The organism is Aureivirga marina (genome assembly GCF_015767265.1).
In the GTDB taxonomy this organism is placed as follows: domain Bacteria; phylum Bacteroidota; class Bacteroidia; order Flavobacteriales; family Flavobacteriaceae; genus Aureivirga; species Aureivirga marina.
Genome location: NZ_JADPIB010000001.1, coordinates 407,692 through 432,530, shown reverse-complemented (window position 1 = coordinate 432,530; position 24,839 = coordinate 407,692). Strand labels below are relative to the sequence as shown.

General features: G+C 27.9%; 22 protein-coding genes and 3 tRNA genes. 18 read left to right on the top strand and 7 right to left on the bottom strand.

Annotated elements, in window-relative coordinates; genetic code table 11:
- The first annotated feature begins 71 nt into the window (after positions 1 to 71).
- Positions 72 to 1,433 carry an HlyD family secretion protein gene (locus I1A51_RS01965; RefSeq protein WP_196890693.1) on the top strand — a complete coding sequence of 454 codons (1,362 nt, stop codon included), beginning with the start codon at positions 72 to 74 and terminating at the stop codon, positions 1,431 to 1,433.
- Positions 1,430 to 2,818: a TolC family protein gene (locus I1A51_RS01960; protein WP_196890692.1), complete on the top strand. Its 1,389-nt coding sequence runs from the start codon at positions 1,430 to 1,432 to the stop codon at positions 2,816 to 2,818. Before I1A51_RS01965 ends, I1A51_RS01960 begins: the two co-directional genes overlap by 4 nt.
- Before the next feature lie 74 nt (positions 2,819 to 2,892).
- Here the strand turns inward: I1A51_RS01960 and I1A51_RS01955 are convergent, their stop codons facing one another.
- Positions 2,893 to 4,233, bottom strand: a complete 1,341-nt coding sequence (locus tag I1A51_RS01955) for an OmpP1/FadL family transporter (protein ID WP_196890691.1) — start codon at positions 4,231 to 4,233, stop codon at positions 2,893 to 2,895.
- 37 nt (positions 4,234 to 4,270) lie between these two features.
- Positions 4,271 to 5,410, bottom strand: coding sequence for a hypothetical protein (locus tag I1A51_RS01950; protein WP_196890690.1), 1,140 nt, complete (start codon positions 5,408 to 5,410; stop codon positions 4,271 to 4,273).
- A gap of 110 nt (positions 5,411 to 5,520) precedes the next feature.
- Here I1A51_RS01950 and proS point away from each other — a divergent pair, with 110 nt between their 5' ends.
- From proS to I1A51_RS01920, 6 genes are all read left to right on the top strand, one after another.
- Complete coding sequence (gene proS / locus I1A51_RS01945) at positions 5,521 to 6,999, top strand: proline--tRNA ligase (RefSeq protein WP_196890689.1); 1,479 nt, start codon at positions 5,521 to 5,523, stop codon at positions 6,997 to 6,999.
- Between the two features lie 207 nt (positions 7,000 to 7,206).
- Positions 7,207 to 7,278, top strand: a tRNA-Glu gene (locus I1A51_RS01940).
- Positions 7,279 to 7,299: 21 nt separating this feature from the next.
- Positions 7,300 to 7,371, top strand: a tRNA-Glu gene (locus tag I1A51_RS01935).
- A 23-nt stretch (positions 7,372 to 7,394) separates the two neighbouring features.
- A tRNA-Glu gene (locus tag I1A51_RS01930) sits at positions 7,395 to 7,466 on the top strand.
- Positions 7,467 to 7,491: 25 nt separating this feature from the next.
- The gene (gene rpsT, locus I1A51_RS01925) at positions 7,492 to 7,743 is read left to right on the top strand and encodes a 30S ribosomal protein S20 (RefSeq protein ID WP_196890688.1); all 252 of its coding nucleotides are present in this window, start codon (positions 7,492 to 7,494) and stop codon (positions 7,741 to 7,743) included.
- Between the two features lie 139 nt (positions 7,744 to 7,882).
- A complete protein-coding gene (locus tag I1A51_RS01920; protein WP_196890687.1) occupies positions 7,883 to 9,106 on the top strand; it encodes a bifunctional folylpolyglutamate synthase/dihydrofolate synthase in 1,224 nt (407 codons plus the stop codon).
- Between the two features lie 14 nt (positions 9,107 to 9,120).
- On the opposite strand, the gene I1A51_RS01915 is transcribed toward I1A51_RS01920, so the two are convergent.
- From I1A51_RS01915 to I1A51_RS01900, 4 genes are all read right to left on the bottom strand, one after another.
- Positions 9,121 to 10,263: a glycosyltransferase gene (locus I1A51_RS01915; RefSeq protein WP_196890686.1), complete on the bottom strand. Its 1,143-nt coding sequence runs from the start codon at positions 10,261 to 10,263 to the stop codon at positions 9,121 to 9,123.
- Positions 10,253 to 11,344 carry a glycosyltransferase gene (locus tag I1A51_RS01910; protein ID WP_196890685.1) on the bottom strand — a complete coding sequence of 364 codons (1,092 nt, stop codon included), beginning with the start codon at positions 11,342 to 11,344 and terminating at the stop codon, positions 10,253 to 10,255. Before I1A51_RS01910 ends, I1A51_RS01915 begins: the two co-directional genes overlap by 11 nt.
- 37 nt (positions 11,345 to 11,381) lie before the next feature.
- Complete coding sequence (locus tag I1A51_RS01905; RefSeq protein ID WP_196890684.1) at positions 11,382 to 11,609, bottom strand: uroporphyrinogen decarboxylase; 228 nt, start codon at positions 11,607 to 11,609, stop codon at positions 11,382 to 11,384.
- A 630-nt stretch (positions 11,610 to 12,239) separates the two neighbouring features.
- On the bottom strand, positions 12,240 to 14,606 hold the full coding sequence (locus tag I1A51_RS01900; protein WP_196890683.1) for an outer membrane beta-barrel family protein: 2,367 nt from the start codon (positions 14,604 to 14,606) through the stop codon (positions 12,240 to 12,242).
- 139 nt (positions 14,607 to 14,745) lie between these two features.
- Between I1A51_RS01900 and I1A51_RS01895 the strand changes: the two genes are divergently transcribed.
- Complete coding sequence (locus tag I1A51_RS01895; RefSeq protein ID WP_196890682.1) at positions 14,746 to 15,621, top strand: MBL fold metallo-hydrolase; 876 nt, start codon at positions 14,746 to 14,748, stop codon at positions 15,619 to 15,621.
- Here I1A51_RS01895 and I1A51_RS01890 read toward each other — a convergent pair.
- Positions 15,618 to 17,054: an arginine deiminase family protein gene (locus tag I1A51_RS01890; RefSeq protein ID WP_196890681.1), complete on the bottom strand. Its 1,437-nt coding sequence runs from the start codon at positions 17,052 to 17,054 to the stop codon at positions 15,618 to 15,620. The two genes, I1A51_RS01895 and I1A51_RS01890, sit on opposite strands and share 4 nt — an antisense overlap.
- A gap of 193 nt (positions 17,055 to 17,247) precedes the next feature.
- Between I1A51_RS01890 and I1A51_RS01885 the strand changes: the two genes are divergently transcribed.
- The 9 genes from I1A51_RS01885 to I1A51_RS01845 all read left to right on the top strand — a co-directional run bounded on the left by I1A51_RS01885 (position 17,248) and on the right by I1A51_RS01845 (position 24,838).
- Positions 17,248 to 18,339: a helix-turn-helix domain-containing protein gene (locus I1A51_RS01885; protein WP_196890680.1), complete on the top strand. Its 1,092-nt coding sequence runs from the start codon at positions 17,248 to 17,250 to the stop codon at positions 18,337 to 18,339.
- 128 nt (positions 18,340 to 18,467) lie between these two features.
- Complete coding sequence (locus I1A51_RS01880; RefSeq protein ID WP_231373933.1) at positions 18,468 to 19,262, top strand: SDR family NAD(P)-dependent oxidoreductase; 795 nt, start codon at positions 18,468 to 18,470, stop codon at positions 19,260 to 19,262.
- A complete protein-coding gene (locus tag I1A51_RS01875; RefSeq protein WP_196890679.1) occupies positions 19,255 to 20,223 on the top strand; it encodes an NAD-dependent epimerase/dehydratase family protein in 969 nt (322 codons plus the stop codon). Before I1A51_RS01880 ends, I1A51_RS01875 begins: the two co-directional genes overlap by 8 nt.
- Positions 20,224 to 20,233: 10 nt before the next feature.
- Positions 20,234 to 20,890: an SRPBCC family protein gene (locus I1A51_RS01870; RefSeq protein WP_196890678.1), complete on the top strand. Its 657-nt coding sequence runs from the start codon at positions 20,234 to 20,236 to the stop codon at positions 20,888 to 20,890.
- Complete coding sequence (locus tag I1A51_RS01865) at positions 20,890 to 21,345, top strand: DUF2062 domain-containing protein (RefSeq protein ID WP_196890677.1); 456 nt, start codon at positions 20,890 to 20,892, stop codon at positions 21,343 to 21,345. The genes I1A51_RS01870 and I1A51_RS01865 overlap by 1 nt, the downstream gene beginning before the upstream one ends.
- Before the next feature lie 238 nt (positions 21,346 to 21,583).
- Positions 21,584 to 22,474, top strand: coding sequence for a sensor histidine kinase (locus tag I1A51_RS01860; RefSeq protein WP_231373932.1), 891 nt, complete (start codon positions 21,584 to 21,586; stop codon positions 22,472 to 22,474).
- Between the two features lie 3 nt (positions 22,475 to 22,477).
- The gene (locus tag I1A51_RS01855) at positions 22,478 to 23,185 is read left to right on the top strand and encodes a LytR/AlgR family response regulator transcription factor (RefSeq protein WP_196890675.1); all 708 of its coding nucleotides are present in this window, start codon (positions 22,478 to 22,480) and stop codon (positions 23,183 to 23,185) included.
- Between the two features lie 5 nt (positions 23,186 to 23,190).
- Positions 23,191 to 23,628 (top strand): hypothetical protein, encoded by a 438-nt coding sequence (locus tag I1A51_RS01850; RefSeq protein ID WP_196890674.1) that lies wholly within the window; start codon positions 23,191 to 23,193, stop codon positions 23,626 to 23,628.
- A 118-nt stretch (positions 23,629 to 23,746) separates the two neighbouring features.
- Positions 23,747 to 24,838, top strand: coding sequence for a T9SS type A sorting domain-containing protein (locus I1A51_RS01845; RefSeq protein WP_196890673.1), 1,092 nt, complete (start codon positions 23,747 to 23,749; stop codon positions 24,836 to 24,838).
- Position 24,839: the final 1 nt, after the last annotated feature.

Sequence of the window (24,839 nt, the reverse complement as noted above, 5' to 3'; positions counted from 1 at the left end):
AGTTTTTACGAAAGTGAAACTCCAAACTCTTCAAGGTTTATGTATAAAGAAAGATTTAAAGAAAAAGAATTATGCTTAATATATCGAGAAATAAAAATATCAATAAGAAGGAAGTTGATTTGCATAAATTTTCTTCTTTTCAAAGAATAAAAAGAAAGAAAGACTACAAAATATTCAATCGTTTTTTGATTGCTTTTTCATTAATTATTTTAATCACACTGTTTTTACCTTGGACACAAAATGTAAAAGGAAGTGGATTTGTAACTGCACTTTCACCTGATCAAAGACCGCAAACGATTCAATCACCAATTCCTGGAAGAATTGAAAAATGGTTTGTAAAAGAAGGAGATTTTGTGCAAAAAGGAGATACGATTTTGTTTATTTCTGAAATTAAAAACGAATATCAAGATCCAGAATTATTAGAAAAAACAGTAGAGCAAAAAGAAGCAAAAAGTGCGTCAATTCTTTCCTATAAAGAAAAGCAAAATGCTTTAAAAAAGCAGATTCAAGCTTTAGAACAAGAGCGAACGAATAAGATTGCACAAACAAAAAATAAGCAAAAACAATTGGCTTTGAAATATGAGAATGACAGTATTTATTTAATTGCTTTAAAGAATAATGTTGATATAGCTAAAATCCAATTAGACAGAACAAGTTCTCTTCATAAAGAAGGTTTAAAAGCCAAAAAAGATGTTGAAGAGAAAAATTTAAAATGGCAAGATTCGAAAGCAAAATATATTTCTCAGCAAAATAAAATGAATATCACACAAAATGAAATTCAAAATGCAGCTTTTGAAATTAGCAAATTAAAGGCAACTTATTTAGATAAAATAGCAAAATTACAAGGAGAAATTTTTAGTGTAGAATCTGTTTTATTAAATACAAAAGCACAAGTTTCAAAATTAGAAAATCAAACAGCTAGTTATAAAATTCGTCAAGATCAATTATATATTACTGCTCCACAAAAAGGAATAATCAATCGAGCGATTCGAGTAGGAATTGGTGAAGCATTTAAAGAAGGAGAAAAGTTGGTTAGTATTATGCCGATAAATTATGATTTGGCTGTAGAAACTTTTGTAGATCCAATTGATTTGCCTTTGATTCATGTTGGAGGTGAGGTGCGAATTCAGTTTGAAGGTTGGCCAGTTTTATTTTTTAGTGGTTGGCCGAATACTTCTTATGGAACTTTTGCTGGAAAAGTTGTGACAATTGAATCTTTTATGAGCGAAAATGGAAAATTTCGTTTGTTGGTTGTTCCAAATGAAAATGATAAAGAATGGCCAAAAAACGTACGAATTGGAACAGGAGCAAATACAGTTGCTTTGTTAAATGATGTTCCGATTTGGTATGAATTATGGCGACAACTTAATGGTTTTCCAGCAGATTTTTATAAACAAAATGTTGAAAAAAAGAATAAAGAGAAGAAAAAATGAAGTGGATAATTAGTGTTTTCGTTTTATTGTTATTTCAGTTTTCTTTTGGACAAGAAAAATGGAGAGATACATTATCTTTTGAGGAATTTATTTCGATTGTAAAAAAACAACATCCTTTAGCTAAGCAAGCTGATTTGAAAATTCAAGATGCAGAAGCGAAATTGTTAAAAGCAAAAGGATTATTTGATCCAAAATTAGAATCAAATTTTTCGCAAAAAGAATTTAAGAATACAAAATATTATAAAGAATTTTCTTCGACTTTTAAAGTTCCATTATGGTATGGAATTGATGTAAAAGCAAATTATGAAGATAATGATGGAAAATATTTAGATCCGAGTTTGACAGTTCCAGATAATGGATTATATGCGGTTGGAATTTCAGTTCCTTTAGCTCAAGATTTTATCTTTAATAAAAGAGATATTTCTGTAAAAAAAGCTAGAGAATATGGAAATTTAGCAAAAGCGGAACAACAAAAATTGGTTATTGATTTATTATCAGATGCAAGTTTGGCTTATTTTCTTTGGTATAAAACAGATTTAGATGTTGTTGTTTTTCAGAATTCTTTAGAAAATGCAAAAACGAGATTTGAAGCAACAAAGAAAAGTTTTTTGGAAGGAGAAAAAGCAGCCGTTGATACTTTAGAGGCGAAAATCAATTTAGATAATCGAAGATTGGATTTAGAAAATGCTTATTTATCAAGAAATAAAGCGAAATTAAATGTTAGTAATTATTTGTGGATTAATGACATTCCAATGGAAATTCAAGAAGAAATTTTACCTTCTGAAATAGATTTGGAAGAATGGCGATTGAGAACATTTTCAGCTTTAGAAAATCAAAATATCATTGAAAATCACCCGAAAATTCAAATGTTAAATTCAAAATTAGATATTTCAAAGTTTGATAAGAAATTGAAGAAAAATAAGTTATTACCTAAGATAAATTTAGAATATAATTTTTTGAGTTCTAATTTTGATGAAGGTGTACAAGCTTTAGATGTAGATAATTATAAATTTAAAGTAAAATTTAGTTTTCCAATATTTTTGAGAAAAGAAAGAGGAGAATTGAGAATAATTAAGAATAAAATTCAAGATTTAGAATACCAATCGAAATATGAAACTTTAGTTTTACAAAATAAAATAACAGCATATCAAATTGAGTTAGAATCTGTTTCAAAACAAAGAGAAATTGCGATAATAAACACAAAAAACTATGAGAAATTAGTAAAAGCAGAAGAACGAAAATTTTTCTTAGGAGAAAGTGCTTTATTTACGATTAATTATCGAGAGCAAAAATGGATTGAAGCGCAATTGAAAAATAATATTTTGTTATATAAATTAATGAAATCTAAAATAAGTTTATTACAAACTGCTGGAATAGTTTTATAAAAAAAAGAGGCTTTTTAGGCCTCTTTTTTAATAATAATATAAAAACTTATTATGTTGAAAATTGCGTTCTGATTTTACAAATTAATAGATACAGTTGCTAAAATTGAACTTGTATTTACTTTTAATTTAGTTAAGTCCACTTCTTGATATTGTGGGTAAAAATCATAATAAGTATCGTATTGTAAATTTTGATAAGCTAAATCAACTTTTACATTTCCAAAATTATAACCTAAACCAAAAGTAATTCGATTTTTATCTTCTGAACTTGTTGCATTTTTAAATGGACTTTGCTCATAATTATAACCTCCTCTAAGGCTAAAGTTTTTAATTCTCCATTCTGTACCAACTCTTAATTGCGAAACTCCATTTAAATAATCCTCAAAGAATCTATTTTCATCTCTGAAGCTATCATATGGATCATCTAGTTTGATATTTCTATAATTTTGATATGTATAATCCACACTGATTAATCCTTTTTTTCCAAAAATATAAGCAAAACTCAAAGTAGTTTTACTTGGAGTTCTTAAATCATAATCGAAAAAGTTAGGATCAAAATTATTCACATAAGTTGTTTCATCAATACTATAATATTTTCTTTCAATATCATGTGCAGCTTCTGAAACAGAATACCATGTTGGAGATTGGTAAGAAAGACCTAAACGAAATTCCTGAATTGGTTTATAAATAATACCAACTCCAAGAGAAACTCCATTTGCACTTGTTTCTAAAAGCTGATCCAAAGTTGCATCTAATTCGTTTCCTTCATTATCATCATTGAATTCTTGAAGAATTACATTTTGACGATAATCTGTTGCATAAGTTGTAATAGAACCTCCGATTTGGAATTTTTCATTTATTTCTGCTGCAACAAAGAATTCGTATTTATTTTTCTGTCCATCATTCACATTTTGAAATCTTTGTCCAGTTGTATATGTATATGGTTGATTTTCTCCATCTTGATCATAAGTAAAAGTTGCAAAACCACTGTTTCCATTTGCTCGCCAATTATTTTCATAATCACTTGCTAGTGTATAATTTACACCAAAAGCAACTTTATACCAAGTACTAGAATTATATTCTGTCACAAAAACAACACCTGCTTGCTGTAAGTTAAAATAGCTTTCATCAGAAGTGTTTGTTGTTCCATAATAATTTGATTTTAAAGATGTAGATCTTAAACCAATTGTTCCAGAAAATTGAGAATCCATAAAAACTGCAGCACCAGCTGGATTAATCGAAATAGCAGAAATATCTCCACCTAATGCACCAAAAGCTCCACCCATACTAACGAAACGAGAAGTACCGTTTAAATCTTCTGTAGTGAATAAGTTTCCAACATCTGTATAACTAGAAATCTGTGCTTTTGTTTGATATCCAGCAAATATAATAAGTGCTAATGCTAAAATTTTTTTCATAGTTGTGTCAAGTTAAAAATTAAAAATCTAGATAAAATTACCTTCTTGAACCACCTCTTGATGATCCTCCACTTCTAGAAGAACCTCTGTTGTAAGTTCCACTGTTGTTTCTGTTGTAATTGTTACTACTTCTAGATTTATATTGATATTCATTATTTCTTCTAGAAGATCTATTATAATCATTTCTTTTGTTATAAGAATCATTTCTCTTATTATAACTGTTCGATCTTGAATTAGATCTAGTGTTATTTCTATCTTTTTGAGAATAATTATAATTTCTTCTACTGTTGTTTTGTGTAGAATTGCTTCTAGATTTTGAATAATTTGGTGAAGAAGTACCTCTTTTATTGTTATAAGTTGCAGAACTTGGTCTTTTACTTCTAGAATAATAGTCTGAAGTTCTTGACGTACCTCTTTTATTGTAATAATTAGTATTTCTTTTTCCGTAATAATAGTTTGTATTACGGTAAGGAGAATGATAATATCCAGGATTTCTGTGATAATTATAATATGGATAAGGTCGGTTCCAATGATTCCAGCGATTCCAACGATTCCAATAACGGTAAGGGTAGTAACCTGCGTAATAATACGGATTATATGGATAATAGAAATCTGGATAAAATCCAAATCCTACACCCCATCCACCAAAGGAATTCCAATATAAATAATCATAAGTTGGGTAAGTGTAAACATTAACATTTACATTATCTGTATAACCCCAAGGAGCTTCAGAACCTAAATTATTTGGCTGGTATTCGTAAACTGTTTCACTTACAGTTTCACCATTTTCATTTTCTCCACCTTCTTCTTCACTTGAATAAGCATCAATATCTGTAAAGATTTGATTATTCTGTTCTTGTTGGTTTTGAACTTCCTGTAATTTATATGAAAAGTAGTTTTGTGAATTGTTTGTTGAATTTGAGTTATTTGTTGAATTATTAGAATTATTCTGCTCAGAATCTGGAGTTTTATCAAGATATGTATAATTATCATTTGTATTTCTCTCGTATGTATTGGAATCATCCGAGACATATCTTTTAGATGGAGATGCATAAATTCCATCATTATCAGAATATTGAGAATTGTCGATGCTACCGCATGAAACTATTGTCATTGCGAGGGACGCAAAAACAAAGAAACGGAGCTTTTTCTTTTTTTTAAAATCTGAAGCTTTCATAATCCTTATAAGTTTTTATTGTTGAAGAAATCAAAATTAATTAATTTTGTCCAAAATTTTATCGATATTGTGTTAAAAAGCAACAATATTTATGCCAAATAACGTAGGGAATGAGTAAGAAACTAATTAAAAGAGAAGACGATTATTCTAAGTGGTACAATGACTTAGTAGTAAAGGCAGACTTAGCTGAAAACTCAGGTGTAAGAGGTTGTATGGTGATTAAACCATATGGTTTTGCAATCTGGGAAAAAATGCAAGCTGAATTAGACAGAATGTTCAAAGAAACTGGACACGAAAACGCATATTTTCCACTTTTTGTACCTAAAAGTTTATTCGAAGCTGAAGAAAAAAATGCGGAAGGTTTTGCTAAGGAATGTGCTGTAGTAACACATTATAGACTTCAAAATGATCCTGATAACAAAGGAAAGTTAAGAGTTGATCCCGAAGCAAAATTAGAAGAAGAATTAGTAGTTCGCCCTACATCTGAAGCAATTATTTGGAATACTTATAAAGGTTGGGTACAGTCTTATAGAGATTTACCAATTTTAGTAAATCAATGGGCAAATGTTGTACGTTGGGAAATGCGTACAAGATTATTCTTACGTACGGCGGAATTCTTATGGCAAGAAGGACATACTGCACATGCAACAAAACAAGAAGCTATTGCAGAAGCAGAACAAATGCAAAGAGTTTATGCTGATTTTGCAGAAAATTTTATGGCAATGCCTGTTATTAAAGGTGTAAAGTCAGAAAGTGAAAGATTTGCTGGAGCAGATGAAACTTATACAATTGAAGCTTTAATGCAAGATGGTAAAGCATTGCAAGCTGGTACTTCTCACTTCTTAGGTCAAAATTTTGCCAAAGCTTTTGATGTTAAATTTACTTCAAAAGAAGGAAAACAAGAACATGTTTGGGCAACTTCTTGGGGAGTTTCTACTCGTCTAATCGGAGGTTTAATTATGACTCACTCTGATGATAACGGATTAGTACTTCCTCCAAAGTTAGCACCAATTCAAGTTGTAATTGTTCCTATTCATAAAACAGAAGAACAATTAGATATGATTTCTGAAAAAGCAAACGAAATCATCAAAGGATTAAGAGCTAAAGGAATTTCGGTAAAATTTGACCATAGAACAACGCATAAACCAGGTTGGAAATTTGCAGAATATGAATTAAAAGGTGTTCCTGTGAGAATTGCAATGGGACCAAGAGATATGGAAAACGGAACTCTTGAGATTGCAAGAAGAGATACTTTAGAGAAACAAAGTATGGCACAGGAAGGAATCGTTGAGCATATCGAGAAGCTTTTAGAAGAAATTCAAGAAAACCTTTATACAAAGGCTGTAAACTATAGAAATGAGCATATTACAGAAGTAAATTCTTTTGATGAATTTAAAGAAGTAATTGAAAATAAAGGCGGATTTGTTTCAGCACATTGGGATGGTTCTATTGAGACAGAAGAAAAAATCCAAGAGCTTACAAAAGCAACGATTAGATGTATTCCTTTGAGTTTCAAAGAAGAAGATGGAGTTTGTATTTTTTCAGGAAAACCATCTAAGAAAAGAGTGTTATTTGCAAAGGCATATTAACATTAAAAAAAACAAAAAAAGTTTTAAAAATTTCTTGTAGAAATAAAAAAAAGATTTACTTTTGCAACCGCAAATCGAAAGAAATGCGGTTGTTTTTTAACAATTTGTTCTTTGAGAATTTTAAAAAAAGTTTTAAAAGATATTTTGAGATTAAAAAAAAATATTATATTTGCACCGCTTTAGAAATAAAGACAAATATAAAATAATGGTCCGTTCGTCTAGGGGTTAGGACGCCAGGTTTTCATCCTGGTAACAGGGGTTCGATTCCCCTACGGACTACGATTTTTTAATAACTTTAATGGTCCGTTCGTCTAGGGGTTAGGACGCCAGGTTTTCATCCTGGTAACAGGGGTTCGATTCCCCTACGGACTACGATTTTTTAATAACTTTATAATGGTCCGTTCGTCTAGGGGTTAGGACGCCAGGTTTTCATCCTGGTAACAGGGGTTCGATTCCCCTACGGACTACAACTTGTAAAAATATATAACTAAAATGGCAAATCATAAGTCAGCGCTTAAGAGAATAAGAAGTACAGAGACTAAATATCTTAGAAATAGATATTACCACAAAACTACAAGGAATGCTGTAAGAAAATTACGTGCAACTGAAGATAAAGCTGTTGCAGAGGAGTTATTCCCATCTGTGGTTTCTATGTTAGATAAGTTAGCAAAGAGAAACATTATTCACAAGAATAAAGCAGGAAACTTAAAATCTAAATTAGCTAAACACGTAGCTTCTTTATAAGATTTTAATTACGATAAAGAATTTGAACATGTTAAGGTAAATCTTAACATGTTTTTCTGTTTATACATACTTCATTTTATTTAAAAGTATTTTCTTTTAAATTAATATATTTCAAACTTCACTTTTTAAAAATTTTATTTTGACATATCAAGAGACAATTAATTGGATGTTTTCTCAATTGCCAATGTATCAGCAAAAGGGAAAAACTGCATATAAAGCAGATTTATCAAATACGATAAAATTGGTTGATTTTCTTAAGAATCCTGAAAAAAACATTCGAGCAATTCATGTAGCAGGAACAAATGGAAAAGGTTCTACAAGTCATATGATTGCATCTATTTTACAGGAAGCAGGTTATAAAGTGGGTTTATATACTTCACCACATTTAAAGAATTATACAGAAAGAATTAAAATTAATGGAGAAGAAATAGAAGAAAGATTTGTTGTAGATTTTATAGCAGACAATAAACATTTTTTTGAAGAAAATAGTTTGTCTTTTTTTGAAATGACAGTTGGTTTAGCTTTTAGTTATTTCAAAGAAAAAGAAGTTGATTTTGCTGTCATTGAAGTTGGTTTAGGAGGAAGATTAGATTCTACAAATGTTATTCATCCAGAAATTTCAGTGATTACAAATATTGGAAAAGATCATATTCAATTTTTAGGAGATTCTTTACCAGGAATTGCAAAGGAAAAAGCTGGAATTATCAAAGAAAATGTTCCAGTTGTAATTGGAGAATATCAAGAAGAAGTTTTTCCTGTTTTTGAAGCAAAAGCAAAGAAAGAAAATGCAAAATTATATTTAGCAGAAAAAGAAATAATAGAAAATTATAAAACAGATTTATTAGGTTCTTATCAGCAAAAAAATTTAAAAACAGCTGTTCAAACAATCAAAGTTTTAAAAGATTTAAATAAAATAAACATTAGTGAAAATCAATTAAAATTAGGTTTAACAAAAGTTGTTGAAAACACTGGTTTAAAGGGAAGATGGCAGATTTTACAAGAAAAATCTCCAAAAGTGATTTGCGATACAGCACATAATAAAGAAGGATTGTTTTACACCTTAAAACAACTGGAAGAAGAAGATTTTGAAAATTTACATATTGTTTTAGGATTTGTAAATGATAAATCTGTGGAAGAAGTTTTGACAATGTTTCCAAAAGATGCAATTTATTATTTCTGTAAACCAAATATTCCAAGAGGTTTGGAAGTTGAAAAGTTAATTGGAATTGCAGAGAAATGTAATTTAAAAGGAAAAAAATATATTAGTGTTTCTGAGGCTAAAAATGCCGCTTTAAAGCAAAGTTCTGAAAAAGATGTGATTTATATCGGTGGAAGTACTTTTGTAGTCGCAGAAGTAGTTTAAAATAAAAAAGTGTCCTATGAAAGGACACTTTTATTTTTTTTGGAAACTATTAATTCTTTTATTTGAAGCGCATTTTGTTGCGTATTAAATACTCTCAATCCTTCTTGTCTTTGTTTGAATTCTTCTTCTGTAAATTCTTTTTTGGCTAGTTCCATTACTTTTTTTCTAAACTCTTCTTTTGAGTTTGCTATATGACATAAAGATTCTAAACCTGTATCAGAAATCATTTCATCATTTACAATTGCAAACCGACCAGAAAAGAGAACATTAATCAATTTTAATTTGATTCCAGTTTTTTGAAAAGTTGGTAAAATATTGATGTGAGCGCTTTGGATATAATCATCCAATTCTTGCTGTGTTTTAATTTGAATAAAAGAAATATTTTCATATTTATCAGCAAGTTCCATTAATTTTTTATTTTGATGACTACTAACAATTTTTAGAGGATATTTAATTTTAGAAAAAATATCTATTGCAAATTGCGCAGCTCGCTTATTATCTGCTACTCTTAAATCGCCATGATATAAAGCAAATTTTTCACTACATCCTTTATATTTCATTTGATTGTGTTTATGAAATACAGGAATATATCTTACAGAATTAAATTTCTGATTAAAATAATTATGTTCAAAAGGTGAAATGCTTAAAACATAATCCGTTTTAGACAATATATCTTCATAATTTTTTAGTCGAAATGATTCCAATAAAAAGAAGTATTTCTTCAATTTATTCGTTTCACTTTTATACAAACCATTGTAATAATTATGTTCGATATTATGTGCTCTAATCAGCGTAATTCTATCCGAAAAATGTTCTAAAAGTGGTGCTGTTGTGTGTAAACCTTCAAAAAGTATTGGTGCTTCATTCGTTTTAATATTTTTTATAAGATCATCGCTATATCTAGATTGTATAAGAAAAGGTTTTCGTGAGATAAGTTTGGATAGAGAGTTATTTCTAGGATAATAAAATACTTTTTTACAATATTTTTCTAGTTCTTTTTGTTGACCTCTACCATATTCAAAAGTATGTAAAAAAATCTCAACTCCAATTTCGGAAAGTGCTTTGAGTTTGTAAAAAACATCAATTACACCTCCATAATTCGCAGGGTATGGAACATCAAAAGAAATGATATTGAGTTGTAATTTTTTAGATTTCATTAAAAATAGTTAATAATTTGGTTGATTCATGATTCCAGTTTAGATCTTTTTTTGCCTTTTGTAATTGTTGTGTAAAAGACCTAATTTCAAAACTCATAATTTGTTTTGCTATTGTTTCAGAATCTCGTTTTTTTATAATCTCACCGATATCATACTTTTTAACAATATTTGCCATTTCTGGTAAGTTGGAAACAAGAACTGGAATTTCTGCGTGAATATAATCAAAAAGTTTGTTAGGCAACGCAAATTTATAGCTCATTCCTAAGTCTTCTTCAAAGCTAAGACCGATGTGAGCTTTTTGTGTTAGAGTTTTGAGTTTTTTAGGAGTAATTTTTCCTAAAACTTTAATACGATTTTGTAGTTTTTTTTCTTGAACAATAGATTGAATTTTGTTCATAATATCGCCATCTCCAGCGATTAATAAAATATAATTTGATGGAAGAAAATCCATCATTTCTATCATAAGTTCTATTCCTCGTCCTACATTAATAGCACCTTGATAAATAATTACTTTTTTATTGTTTAAATCTAATTCGTCATTTGTATATTCTTCTGTTTTTGGATTTAAAAGAGGAACATTTCGAATGACTTTAAAATTGGAATTATACTTTTTATTATAAAAATCAGCAATCGAATTACAAACTGTATAAGAATGCTTTATTTTTGGTAAAATAGCTTTTTCCAAGGATTCCCAAATAGCCTTTGACTTAGGTCTATGAATTAATTCTGGCACTTCTGTGAACAATTCATGACTATCATAAACTAAAGTTGTATTCGAAATTTTGGAAACGAGATAATTACCTAAAATAGTATCAAGATCATTAGAAAGTAGAATATCTTTTTTAGTGAAAAGAAGCTTCCAAAATAATCGGATATTATATTCTAAATAAAATAATTTTCCTTTTTGAAAAAAAAGTCGCATTCGATGTGTTTTGTAACTTCTATTGATAGGAAGACTATTTGGTAATTTTCTCCCTATCAATAAAACATCATAATCATTTTGAAAAAGCGTATTTGCTACTTTTTCTACTCGTTGATCTGTAACTAAATCATTGATTACTGATATTACAACTTTTTTCAAAAATTATTTGTTTTGATTCATAAATAAGGCTACGAATCTACTCTTTTTTCAGAAATAAATAGTATAAATTAGTAATAAAAATAAAACCGTTAGTTATTACAATAGGCCAAGCAATATCAAGAAGAACTCCATAAACTATAAATGTAAAACAACCTAAAGTATTCACAATACGCAAAGAACGCATATTTTTAAGAGTAAAAGCAATGATTAAAAAAATAGAGGCCAAATATCCTACCATTTCTACATACGTCATATCTATATCCATTTTCTATAATTTCGCGCAAAATTAGAAGTAAATCTGAAATAATGATAGTTAAAACAAAATTTTAACAAAAGAAGATGAATTAGTCTTTTAAAATAGGAAAGTCTATAAAAAAGAAAACCCCACTTGTGTGGGGAAAAATTGCTATGAAAAAGAGGGTAGGAGGGCTCCTACCTGACGACAAATATAAATGCTTTTTTTTAAATAAAATGGATTTTAACAGAAAAAAATAAAATTTAACATTATGTGAAGCTTTAGAAATAATTAGCAAAGTACTTAATTACTGTTAGACTTTTGTAATAATAATTTAAAACTTATTGATAATCAAAAGTGTATTTATTTAGGAATAAAGAAAATTAAAATTTAAAAAAAATAAAATCAAATTACAAAAAAGAAAGAAAAGTTGAATTTTAACATTTTGGAATTTTAAAGAAGAGGTTTTAAACTAAAATTACAGGTTTTTTAAAAATAAGAAAGTTTATAAAAAAGAAAACCCCACTCTAATGAGCGGGGAAAAATTGCTATGAAAAAGAGGGTAGGAGGGCTCCTACCGGTTACAAATATAAATATTTTTTTCTAAATAACAAAAATTACTTTTTAAAAATACGCTTATTTTTTATAAGCGTATTCTTTTTAAAACCTTTTGTGCCCTGAGAATTCCATTGCTTCTCCTTTACCAAACCCGAAGCTAACTCCGAATGTTACAAACCTTCCTCTTTGGTAAGTGCTAGTAACAGTTGTTCCATTAATATCTCTTGTAAAATCAAATGTTCTTGAAGCAAATAAATCACGTACACTTAAATTTAACACCATTCGTCCTTTTAGTATTTTTTTACGTAATCCGACGTTGGCAAACATATTATCCTCATTCTCTCCTTGAATTGTCTGATATTTTGATCTGTAATCTCCACTAAGTTCTAAATCAACAGAAGCTGGAAGTTTAAATTTTCCTGTTACCCTTGTTGTAAAACGATCTCCTGTAAAATCAAAAGATGTGTCTTCATATTGTCCTTTTCTATCAAAATAATTATAATTAAAGTTCCCTGTGAATGTAAACCATCTGAAAGGATTGTATTTTAAATTTAATTCCAATCCAGTTGCTCCATTTGTTCCAATATTTTCTGGCTGTGAAATGAATACCAATCCATCTGTTGTACTGATTCTTTCCATTACATCTGTTGTGTATAAATGATAAACTCCAAGATTTACATTTCCTTTATGAAACTTGTAAATTGCTGTAAACTCATAAGAATCTGTAAATTCTGGTTCTAAATTTGGGTTTCCTGTTGAAATATTATATTTATCTCTAAAAGAAGTAAACGGATTTAAATTCCAAAGATTTGGTCTACGAATTCTTCTAGAATATCCAGCTTGTACAGAAAAATCATCATTAAACTTAAAAGAAGAATGTAAGCTTGGGAAAAGATTTGTATACTTTTGATCATTCGATTCGTTTGTGTTTTTCAATAATGTTTTCACATTCGTGTCTTCCAAACGAAGTCCTAACATAATTCCCCATTTTTTACCCTCATAAGAAGTTGTTCCATAAACTCCTAAAACTTTTTGATCATAATCAAAAATGTTTGTAAAATTTGGATCAATAATAAATTCTCCATTTTCTAAATTAGAAACTGCATAATCATTCGAAACATCATTCATATCATATTGAAAACCAGTTTCAAATTTGTTTTTTTCCAAAAATGGATGTGTATAATCTAGTTTAAAAGAATATTCAGCTTCTTTAAAATCAGTTCTAGTTTTTTGTAAATCTGTACTTGAATCTGCATATAAATCTTCAAATAATGACTCTTTATCTTTTCCAAAGAAAGAACCTGTTGCACTCAATAAAAGTGAATGTTCTTTATGATCTTCAAAGTCTTTTTTATACTGTAAATCGTATTGCCACTTTGGATTGGTTGCTGTTGTATTTTCAAAACGATATGATGTTTCGTCTAAAATATTTGAAAGGTAATTATAATAAGTAAAATCAGAATTTTCACTCTCATCTTCAAATGCAAAATTTCCCGATAAAGTAATCACATTATTTTCATTGATATGATAATCTGTTCCTAAAACAACATTGTAAAATTTTTCATTTTTATCACCTTCACCATCGATAAATAATCTTTCTGTTGCTGTTGCGTTTGTTCTTTCTGATTCAAAAGGGAAAGTTCTTCTTCCAATTCCAAACTGACTGAAAATATTGAATTTTTCTGTTCTTTTGTTTAAACTTAATCCAACACTATGATTATTTGGCGAACCTGTATTTAAAGTTACAGATCCATTTAAACCTTGTTTTTCTTCCTTTTTTAAGATTAAATTGATAATTCCTGAAGTTCCTTCTGCATTGTATTTTGCTGATGGATTTGTAATTACTTCCACTTTTTCAATCATATCTGCTGTAATCGTTCCTAAAGCATTACTATCTCCATTTGTCAAAACAGAAGGTTTTCCATTTATCAAAATTTGAACACCTTGACTTCCTCTTAAACTTATGTCTCCTTCAATACTAACATTTACCGAAGGAACATTATTTAAAACTTCCATCGCGCTGGCTCCAGAACTGATCAAATCTTTTCCAACATTGAAAACTTTTTTATCTAATTTAAATTCTGTTTGCGATTTTTCTGCAATAATTGTTACATCTTCTAACGTTTCTACATCAGCTTTTAAAACAATTTTACCTAAATCTGCTTGCTTATTATTAGTTGAATAATTTTTGATTGTTTTTGTAGTAAACCCCATAAAACTTATTTCAATATAAAAATTGGGATTGTTACTAAGTATTTCAAAAGTTCCATCATCAGAGGTTGTTGTTCCTGTAATGTTTTCATTTGTTGTTTTATCTTTCACGATAATTGTAGCAAAAGCAATTGGCTCTTGGTTTGCTTCTTCGACAACTTTTCCTACAATTTGAATATTTCCTTTTTGTGCGATACTTTGCTGTATTCCGAAAATCACAAAAACGAAAAATAACATATGTGTTACAAATCGATTCATTCTACCTGTTTTATAAAATTATATTCAAAAGTCATTTTTTTTGAAATAACCAGAAAAAAGAATCGATAAACGACCAAAAAAGTTGGGTGAACATCGAAATTCTAATTTTATTGAAAAATTTATAGCTTTGAAGAAAAAAATGAATTTGACAATTACAGCCTATTCTACAGGCTTATTTTCTACATGGATTTTTATCGAAGAATTAGGAATTTTATTAGATGCTGGTGATGGTGTTAGTTCTGGTTTATTGCAAAAAACGAGAAAAATTAAACAAGCTTTTATTACACATCCAGATCGAGATCATATTATGGGATTATTTCAATTGAATCCATTAAGCGCAAGAGAAGGTTATCCAAAAATTTATTATCCTAAAGATTGTGGTTCTTTTCCATATATGCGAGATTTTCAGAGAAAATTCGATGTGCAAAATAATTTTGTTGAATGGAATCCGATTGAAAATTTAAGTGAAATTCCTGTTCGCAAGGATTTTTATGTAAAAGCAATTCGAAATGAACACATCAAAGCTGCTCCAGAAATTTCGAAAAGTTTGAGTTATAAACTCTATGAAACAAAGGAAAAATTAAAGAAAGAATATGTTGATTTAGATAAAAAAACATTGCAAAATTTATTTCAAAAAAAAGGAAAAGAAAATCTTGTGAAAACTATTGAAACGAATATTCTTTCTTATTCAGGTGATACACCTGTAGATGATTATGAAAAATGGAATGGCTCGAAAATTTTAATTCATGAAGCTACTTTTTTAGAAAATTTCGATGATATTAAAATTAACAAAGAAAATAAGCATAGTAAATTGGATGAAGTTTTAAAAATGGTTTCTGAAATTGAAATTGAACAATTGATTTTGTGTCATTTTTCTTCAAGATATTATAAAGAAGATATTGATAAAAATATCTTAGAACTCTGTAAAAAATATCAAATTAAAATTCCAATTCGAGTGATTTACCCAGGAGAAATTCACCGAGATATTTTAAATCAAAAACCTGTAAATTATTAAAAATGTTCTCGTAAAAGAGGCATACTCATACAATGTGTTCCTCCTCTGGCTCTGGAAAGTTCAGAGGATGGAATTGTAATAAATAAATTTTCTACTGTTTCTGGATTAAACTTTCCTGTAAGAAAATCTTCTATGATTTCTGTTGATTTTCGAACTGAAAATCCTTTTTTTCTAAATTCTTCTAATGTTTTTTCATTTCTATCATAACCAATTACAACACCTTCTTTTAATGCTAATAAATTGCAAGAGTCTGTCCATTGCTCTCTTTCATCAAATGGGAATTTTTTTCCTCCACTATAAATAAAATCAATTTCTTCCGTGCAACCAAAATCTTCTTTACTGATATTTTTACATAATTCTTTTATCGATTCAAATTCTTCAACAATTACACCTTCTTCGCAGTTTTTATATTGTTTTACCAATACTTTCTTTTCTTTTGTTTTAGGAATTAAATCTCTTTTAATTTCATCCAATTCTATTTCTGGAGCACAAAGTGGTTGGTATAAAAGCCAAAGATTTCTTTTTACTTGCGAAAAAATAGTATCAATATGCATACAATTACGTTTATTCGGAATTTGAATTACAGAAACTTTCTGAACATCTGTTTTCCTTTGATAAAATAAAGTGTCAATTAATGCATGAATTGCATGTGAAGTCGTACGCTCACTACAACCGACAATCAAATGATTTTTATGAATCATCAACACATCTCCTCCTTCAATGCAAACTTTTGCTTCTTTCTGTTCTTTTTTGGTAAGTAAAGTAAAATTATCATTTTCATGAATGAAAATCAATGGTTTCTTAGAACCAAACAATTCTTTTCCAATAAATTTTGCAAAAATACTTTCTCTTCCACGAGCTTTAAACATGGTTTTACTAATCAATAAATTTTTTCCAATAGTTATACAAATATCTCGAGTAAAAATAAAATTTGGAATCGCAGGAAAAAGATATTTTTCTTCATGATAACCAGTAATTAAAGCTTTTGTCAACTTTGAAGTATCTTTTATTTTTAGTAAATAATCCTTTAAATAAAGCACATTTTCATATACACAAATTGCTTTTACCAATTCGCGTCTGGTTTCTTTATTTTCTAAGACATTTTTTAAAATAGTTTGTGTATCAATTACAAATTCTGAATTGTAATATTCTGGATGATTTGGTTTAAAATAATTCGGACGATTATTTTCAAAATAATCTTTATTTATAGAAGAAATTATTTCTGGAGTAATTTTCTCAGAATCAAGAAAAATCAATAAAACTTTTAAATATTCGTCATATTCTTGTTGCATTTTCTTCAAATCAACAATATCCTCATATAAAAGTTCTTGTGCTTTTTTAGGTGTAATTTTTCCGATTCCTCCGTCTGGACTATGTATTAAAATTCTTCGTAATCTTCCAATTTCCGACTGTACTTCTATGGGTGTTTCCATAATTCCAAAAGATAAAGTGAATCTTTTGCAAAATTAAGTTATATAATCTTAAATGATTTGGTTTTTAGGTGTTTACAAGTGATTTTTAAGAGTTTTTTTAACGTTTGAAAAGAAATATGAATTAAAGTGAAATTTGATAAATACTAAAGTTTATCTTTGCTTTAAAGTGTTTTATAAAAGAAATTTTTAATAAATGATTGTTTATATTTTAGATATTTTAATTTTCGGTTCTTTAGCATTACTATCATTTTTATTGCTAACAAATCCGTTGAAAATTAACAAAAAAGCAAATTTTTATATTGGTATATTCATGCTTCTTTGGGCTTCTTATTGGGTGGATCAAATTTATTTTGCTCTAACACAAAAACCAATTTCTGAACTTTTAGCTTTCATTTTAAAATTCCCACAATTTCTTTTACCAACTTTCTTTTATATTGGAATTCTGCATTTTACAAATCCGAATTATAAGTTTACCAAAAAGAGTTTAATTTTTATCCCATTACCAATTATTTATTATTCATTATTGATATTTGATTATTTGAAAGCTTTTGATGATGACTGGATTCAGCTTAGTTTGGTTTTAATTCAAGGAATTATTTATATCACTATTTCTTATTTGAGAATTCGAAAACACAAAAAGCAAATTCAACTTTTTTCATCAAATACAACAGAAGTTAATTTAGATTGGTTAGAAAAAGTCATTATTGTTTCTTTATTTTTGGTATTTTCTATGACAATTTTTAATATTCTATTTTATAATTTTCCTTTAAATATTTGGATGAATTTGATTGTTATTTTTACCATTTATTTTATTGCTTATTATATTTTAAAACAAAAAGAAATCTTCCCAATTAATGAAAAACAGAAAGAAGAAATTGAAATAATTCAGGAAGCTCCAATACAAAGTCATGCTAAAAAACAATTAATTTCAGATGAAAAATTAGTGAATTTAAAATCGAAATTAAATACTTTAATGCTGGAAAAAGAGCTTTATTTAGATAGTGAAATCAACTTAATCATTTTGTCAGAACAACTGGAAGTAACTTCACATCAATTATCTTATATAATCAACAATGGATTTAATCAAAACTTCTCACAATTCATTAATAAATATCGTGTTGAAAAAGCAAAAGTTTTATTGCAAGAAAAAGAATCAGACAAATTATCCATGTTAGGAATTGCATTTGAATCTGGATTTAATTCAAAATCATCTTTTAATACAACTTTTAAAAAAATTACTGGAAAAACTCCGAGCGAGTTTAAAAAAGAGCGTTCAGGATTATAATTTTATACTTAAATAAATTATAACTATTTGATTTTTAATTCTTTATGAATTATGTTTAACTTTATAATATGGGATAATTTTCCTTGAGTTTGACGATAATTTTGTGTTTGAATTTTAAATCGAATAAAATGAAAACTCCATTGAATGAGAAATATGCAGTTGTAACTGGAGCAAGTCAAGGCTTGGGAAAAGAGTTTTGCATTGAACTCGCTAAGCGAAAAAACAATCTCATACTTGTTAGTTTACCAAATCAAAATTTAGAAGAATTTTCGGATGAAATTTCTGAAAAATATAATGTGAAAACAGATTATTTTGAAACAGATTTATCTTGTGATGCTAATTTAATTGAATTGACAAATTGGTTAAATGCAAATTATGAAATTCATATTTTAATTAATAACGCTGGAATAGGAGGAACTAGAAATTTTGATGAAGTGGATGTAAACTATATCAATAATATCATCCAAGTAAATGTAAAAGCAACTTCTATTTTAACACATCAATTGTTGCCAAATTTAATGAAACAAAGCAATGCTTATATTTTAAATGTTTCAAGTATGGCAGCGCATACACCAATTGGTTATAAAACAGTTTATCCTGCTTCAAAATCGTTTATTCATTCTTTTTCTCTTGGTTTAGCTTCCGAATTAAAAGATACATCTGTTTCGGTTAGTGTAGTAAATCCTGGAGCGATGAAAACCAATCCAGATGTTACTTTTAGAACAGAAAAACAAGGTTTTTTTGGGAAAATAACATTGTTAGAACCACAAAAAGTCGCTAAATATTCCATTCAGAAATTGATGAAAAAAGAACGATTAATTGTGGTAAATCCATTGATGTGGTTATTGACAATTTTACTTCCAAGTAGAATTAAAGTGCCAATTATGACAAGAATTTTAAAAAGAGAAGTAGGAAATGCGTAAGATTTTTGTAACAGGAATAAACGGATTGTTAGGAACAAATTTGGTTCATGAATTACTGGAAAAAGGATTTGAAGTAAAAGGTTTTCTTAGAAATAAAAAGAAGTACAAAGGAAAATTACATTCAAATTTAGAATTAGTAGAAGGAACTTTATTTGATGATTTTACAGAGATTTTAAAAGATATAGATGCTGTAATTCATATTGCTGCTGTAACAGATATGAATTTGTCTTCTTATGAAAATTACTGGGAAATCAACACAAATGCTACAATTCAATTATTTCATGCTGCAATTAAGGCAAAAGTGCAAAAATTTGTGTTTGTAAGTACGGCGAATACATTAGGTTTCGGAACAAAAGGATTAGATGGAACAGAAAAACAACAGATGAAATTTCCTTTTACAAAATCCTTTTATGCAAAAAGTAAAAAAGAAGCCGAAAATCGCTTGTTAGAGAATAAAGATAAAATAGAGACAATTATTGTAAATCCAACTTTTATGCTTGGAAGTTATGATACAAAACCAAGTTCAGGTCAGATTATTTTAATGGGTTGGAAAAAGAAAGTACTATTTTATCCTTCTGGAGGTAAGAATTTTGTACATGTGAAAGATGTCGCAAACGGAATTATTCAAGTTTTAGAACATGGAGTTTCTGGTGAAAAATATCTTTTAGCAAATGAAAATCTTACCTATAAACAATTTTTTCAAAAACTAAATAGCATTACAAATCAACACCCAATAATGATTCAAGTTCCAAAAGGAATTTTGATGTTCGTTGGTTATTTTGGAAATGTTTTACGCTTTTTTAAAGTGAAAACAGGAATAAGTTCTGTGAATATGAAATCACTTTGTATCGAGAATTTTTATTCCAATCAAAAATCAAAGGAAGCATTGAATTTGCAGTATCAACCAATTGAAAATGCAATTCAAGATGCTATTCAATTTTTTGAAAAGTCTAAATCTTAAAATACTATTTATGAAAAAAATATTTTGTATTGTTTTCTGCATTTTAGCTTTAAATGTAGAAGCGCAAACAGGCATGCTACATTCTTTTACAGACTTAAAACAATTTACAGAATTAGCATCCAAAAGTAAATGGGAAGTAGCAAAAAAACGTAAAGGAATTACTTTAAAATATCGAAAATTAAAATTTAGTGATACGTTAGAAGTTCGTGAAATGAAAGCGGAATTTTTTGTAGATGGAACACTTTCTAAAATCTATGAAAACTTGAAAAATCCGAAACAAATTTTGGAATGGAATGTCAATATGAAAGAAGTGAAAGTATTAAAATCTTCAGATTCTGTTTGGGTTTCACATTATGTTTATAAAATTCCACATCCATTTTCGCAACAAGATTTGGTAGCAGAATATGATGCAAAAATGGTAGATGATAATTTGATTATTACTTCTTATGCAAAACCTAAATATATTCCAAGTTTAGAAGATGTTAAGCGAGAAAAATTCTATTTATCAAAATGGGAAGTTATTCCGATGAATTCAGATCAATTTATGGTAGAATTTTCGGTTGTTTCTATTTCAAATTCCAAAATTCCTCGATTTATCAAAGATCCAATTATTCAGAAAAAACTAATTAATTCATTCGTAAATCTCCAAAATCTCTTAAAATCATAATGAAAAACCCCATTAAACTTTTTAAAAGCATTTTTAAAATTGAAGATCATCCAGAGAAAATAGCGAAAGGATTTGCCATGGGTTCTTTTATCGGAATGATGCCAATTCCAGGTTTTCAAGTTTTAGTTTCTCTAGCTTTTGCATCTCTCTTTAAATTAAATAAAAAAGCAGCTTGTGTTGCGGTTTTTAATACAAATTTAGTTACAGGATTATTTATTTTTTCTTTTAATTATTGGCTAGGAAAGAAAATTTTAGGAATTGAATCTGGTTTTACATTTCCTGAAAAATTAGATATACATTTTATTTCTACTATTTTTAAAGCAGGCTCTGAAGTATATATTTCGTTGATTGTTGGCGGAATTGTTACAGGAATTGTATTTGCAATTATCGCATATTACATTCTAAAAAATATTTTATCTCGTAAGCTTAAGCGTGAATATTCAGAATTAAGCTAAAAACAGTTTATACATCGAAAAATGTTGTTTTCATGTTTAAAAATGCTGTTCAACGGTTTTTTGTTTCTAATCCCTTGATAAAGCGTATTTTTGTAATATGAAGTCACGACGTTTTATAAATAAATCAAAAACAGTAAAGGAAATTATTTACCAAACAATAATTTTTATTTTACTGTTTTTATTTTTTTCTTTTGATAAGAAAAATCCGCATTTTCAGTTTTATAAACTGGTTTTCTTCATGAATTATGCTGTGATTGCTTATATCACTAACTATTTTTTGTTGCCTAAATATTTTTACCATAAAAAATATATACACTTTTTTGTAGGCGCAACGATTCTTTTTATTTTTTCAGCTTTAATGGAAGAAGGAGTTTTAGAAGTCATTTATTTTCCAGATACAAGAGGTAAATATTTTCATGGAATTCTTTATAATATCATTGAAATCGTACCAATTTTAGCAATTTTTGTAGGAGCAAAATTTGCTTATGATTCTATTGAGAAACAAAAGCAATTAGAAGAGTTACAATCTTTGGTGAAAGAAAGTGAATTACAGTATTTAAAATCGCAAATAAATCCACATTTTTTATTTAATAATTTAAATAATCTATACGCTTATGCGATAGAAAATTCTCCCAAAACCCCAACCATCATTCTAGAGCTTTCTTCTGTGTTGCGTTATATGTTGTATGATTGTAGAGAAGATTATGTTTCTTTAACAAAGGAAATTGACCATCTGAAAAACTTTACAGAGTTGAGTAAATTACAGATAGAAAATAGAGGAAATATCACTTTTGACATCGATATTGAAAATTCAGATTTTAAGATTGCTCCATTAATCCTAAATGTTTTCATCGAAAATGCTTTTAAGCATAGTACAGCAAGTCAATCTGAAAATATTTCTATCGAAATTTCACTTTTTGTAAATACAGAAGGAAAGCTTCATTTTAGTTGTAAAAATAGTTTTTTAGCAACTTCAAATACAGAAGCAATTTCTGGAGGAATTGGTCTGGAAAATGTGAAAAAACGTTTGAATTTATTGTATCCGAATCAACATAAATTAAAGATTGATTCCGCTTCTGATTTTTATAAAGTAGATTTAGAATTAGAGTTAACCAAATTAAATTCTTAGAAAATGGCTTTACGTTGTATTATCATAGAAGATCAACCTCCTGCACAGCGAATTTTACAGAAATATATTGCTGATTTAGGAAATTTGGAATTGACAGGAACTTTTTCAGATGCGATTTCTGCGATGACTTTTTTGAATGAAAATGATGTAGAAATTATTTTTTTAGATGTGCATTTACCAAAAATTTCTGGGATGGAATTTTTAGAGATTTTAAAAAAAGATACGCAAATCATTTTAACAACAGCTTTTTCTGAATATGCTCTGAAAGGCTATGAATTTAATGTTGTGGATTATTTGTTAAAACCTTTTTCATTTCAGCGATTTGTGAAAGCAGTTTCAAAAGCGGAAACTATTTTAAAAGCAGAAAATAAGGGAGTGAAAACGCAAGCTGAAAATGATTTTATTTTTATCAAATCTGGACATGATTTTATCAAAGTTCTTTTTGAGGAAATTCAATATATAAAATCGGAAGCAGACTACACGGAAATATTTACAAATACGAAAAAGCACCTGACGTCATATCCACTAAAGTTTTGGCTAGAAAAATTAAACAAGAAGCAATTTTGTCAAGTGCATAAGTCGTATATTCTAAACATCCAAAGTATACAAAAAGTTTCAGGAAATCAAATTTTTATAGGAAATAATGTTGCAATTCCATTGGGTAGAGCTTACAAAGAATATTTCCACGAAAATTTTATCAAGAAGATTTAAATTATATGAAAAAGTACGAATTAGTTTCATTTGAAGAAGTTTGGAAAGTTTTAAATGAAAATTATAAAGATGATGATTTTTATGAAATTTCTGGTTATCCTTTTGGACCAAATATTGACCAATTAATAAGATTGTTTTATGAAGACCAAGAATTTCCATTTTTAAATGAAGAAATAAGAGATGAAAAATTGGCAGAATTATTAATTGGGAACCAAAATTTAAATGAAGAAGAATCAATTTATATTTTGATTGATAAATGTTACTCTTTAAGAAAAGTATTTAAAGTGAAAGCAAATTTGTTTTATGAGTTTGTACATGAAATTTTTCCAAGAGATTTCGATGAATCATTTTTTAATAGCGGAGACTTTATTTTAATCACAGAAAAAGAGTTTAAAATTGCTTTTTTACATCATGAAAACCTATTTTCTTCATTTACAATGTGAAATGAAAAACGTTACATAAATCTTTAATTGAATATTGAAAATATAATATAAGATAGAAAGCTATTGAGAAAAAGTAGCTTTTTTACATTAATAATATATATTTGTAAAAAAAATCTAAATGAAATCTTATATTAAATTGCTATGTGCATTATTTATAGTAAATATGTATGCACAAACTTCAGTTGTTGATAATTTGAATAGACCAATCGATTTATCTTTGAGTGAAACAGGTGAAATTTATTTATGTGAATATGGAAATACGGTGGATAGGGGTGAAATTTCAAAATTAATTTTTAATGAAGATGGAACAGTTGACAAACATGTCTTTATTTCAGATATTGTTTATCCACGTGCTATTTGCGTGGTAGGAGATTATTTATATTATCCTTTATATGCAAAACTGTATAGAATTAATATAACGGAACAAAACCCAGTTCCTGAACTAATTTCAGATTCTTGGAATACTAGAGATATATTATTTCATGATGGAATTCTTTATCTAGGAGAAGAAGGAAGGTTAAGTAAAATTGATTTGACACAAGAAAATCTTGTTTTAGAGCATATTTTGGAAGATTTGAATTTTAGTATCCTTTCTCTAGCGATAAAGGATGAATATCTTTATTTTAATCAGGAAAATAATATTTGGAGAATTGATATTAATGAAGAAAATCCTGAACCCTTCGAAATTATTTCTGATATGGAAAAGTCTCCTTATGCAATGATTTTTATAAATAATCAATTGCTAACAGCTACAAGTCATACTTTCCCAGAATCTTCAACATTTATCACATATGGGAAAATTACTCAATATGATATGAATTTTGAAAATACACCATCTTCAACTTTTTTTTATGAAGAAGATTATGATACTGTTTGTTTTTTAGTTAAGGATGAAGAATTATACATGACTAGATCAAAAATTAACTCTGTACAGGAAGTATTTAAAATTACTCTTGAAAATCTAGATATTCAAAAAAATAACACTTTAATAAAAGGTGTTTATCCAAATCCATCCATAGATAAAATTTTTATATCAGGAATAGAAAAAGATTTTACGTATAAAATTTTTGACATAAATGGTCATCTTTTGTTAAAAGGAAAAAATACAAATCAAGAAGAAATTAATATTGATTCTTTGAAATCAGGAATTTATTCTATTATGATTAAATCAGGAAATAGTACACTATTTAAAAAAATTCTAAAAAAATAAT

Bases quoted from the DNA above. Each gene is read 5' to 3' on its own strand.
- I1A51_RS01880 (WP_231373933.1), top strand. From the start codon at position 18,468: ATGAAAACTCCATTGAATGAGAAATATGCAGTTGTAACTGGAGCAAGT.
- I1A51_RS01950 (WP_196890690.1), bottom strand. From the start codon at position 5,410: ATGAAAGCTTCAGATTTTAAAAAAAAGAAAAAGCTCCGTTTCTTTGTT.
- I1A51_RS01885 (WP_196890680.1), top strand. From the start codon at position 17,248: ATGATTGTTTATATTTTAGATATTTTAATTTTCGGTTCTTTAGCATTA.
- I1A51_RS01890 (WP_196890681.1), bottom strand. From the start codon at position 17,054: ATGGAAACACCCATAGAAGTACAGTCGGAAATTGGAAGATTACGAAGA.
- I1A51_RS01860 (WP_231373932.1), top strand. From the start codon at position 21,584: ATGAATTATGCTGTGATTGCTTATATCACTAACTATTTTTTGTTGCCT.
- rpsT (WP_196890688.1), top strand. From the start codon at position 7,492: ATGGCAAATCATAAGTCAGCGCTTAAGAGAATAAGAAGTACAGAGACT.
- I1A51_RS01955 (WP_196890691.1), bottom strand. From the start codon at position 4,233: ATGAAAAAAATTTTAGCATTAGCACTTATTATATTTGCTGGATATCAA.
- I1A51_RS01905 (WP_196890684.1), bottom strand. From the start codon at position 11,609: ATGGATATAGATATGACGTATGTAGAAATGGTAGGATATTTGGCCTCT.
- I1A51_RS01960 (WP_196890692.1), top strand. From the start codon at position 1,430: ATGAAGTGGATAATTAGTGTTTTCGTTTTATTGTTATTTCAGTTTTCT.
- I1A51_RS01845 (WP_196890673.1), top strand. From the start codon at position 23,747: ATGAAATCTTATATTAAATTGCTATGTGCATTATTTATAGTAAATATG.
- proS (WP_196890689.1), top strand. From the start codon at position 5,521: ATGAGTAAGAAACTAATTAAAAGAGAAGACGATTATTCTAAGTGGTAC.
- I1A51_RS01875 (WP_196890679.1), top strand. From the start codon at position 19,255: ATGCGTAAGATTTTTGTAACAGGAATAAACGGATTGTTAGGAACAAAT.
- I1A51_RS01850 (WP_196890674.1), top strand. From the start codon at position 23,191: ATGAAAAAGTACGAATTAGTTTCATTTGAAGAAGTTTGGAAAGTTTTA.
- I1A51_RS01965 (WP_196890693.1), top strand. From the start codon at position 72: ATGCTTAATATATCGAGAAATAAAAATATCAATAAGAAGGAAGTTGAT.
- I1A51_RS01895 (WP_196890682.1), top strand. From the start codon at position 14,746: ATGAATTTGACAATTACAGCCTATTCTACAGGCTTATTTTCTACATGG.
- I1A51_RS01865 (WP_196890677.1), top strand. From the start codon at position 20,890: ATGAAAAACCCCATTAAACTTTTTAAAAGCATTTTTAAAATTGAAGAT.
- I1A51_RS01900 (WP_196890683.1), bottom strand. From the start codon at position 14,606: ATGAATCGATTTGTAACACATATGTTATTTTTCGTTTTTGTGATTTTC.
- I1A51_RS01855 (WP_196890675.1), top strand. From the start codon at position 22,478: ATGGCTTTACGTTGTATTATCATAGAAGATCAACCTCCTGCACAGCGA.
- I1A51_RS01915 (WP_196890686.1), bottom strand. From the start codon at position 10,263: ATGAAATCTAAAAAATTACAACTCAATATCATTTCTTTTGATGTTCCA.
- I1A51_RS01870 (WP_196890678.1), top strand. From the start codon at position 20,234: ATGAAAAAAATATTTTGTATTGTTTTCTGCATTTTAGCTTTAAATGTA.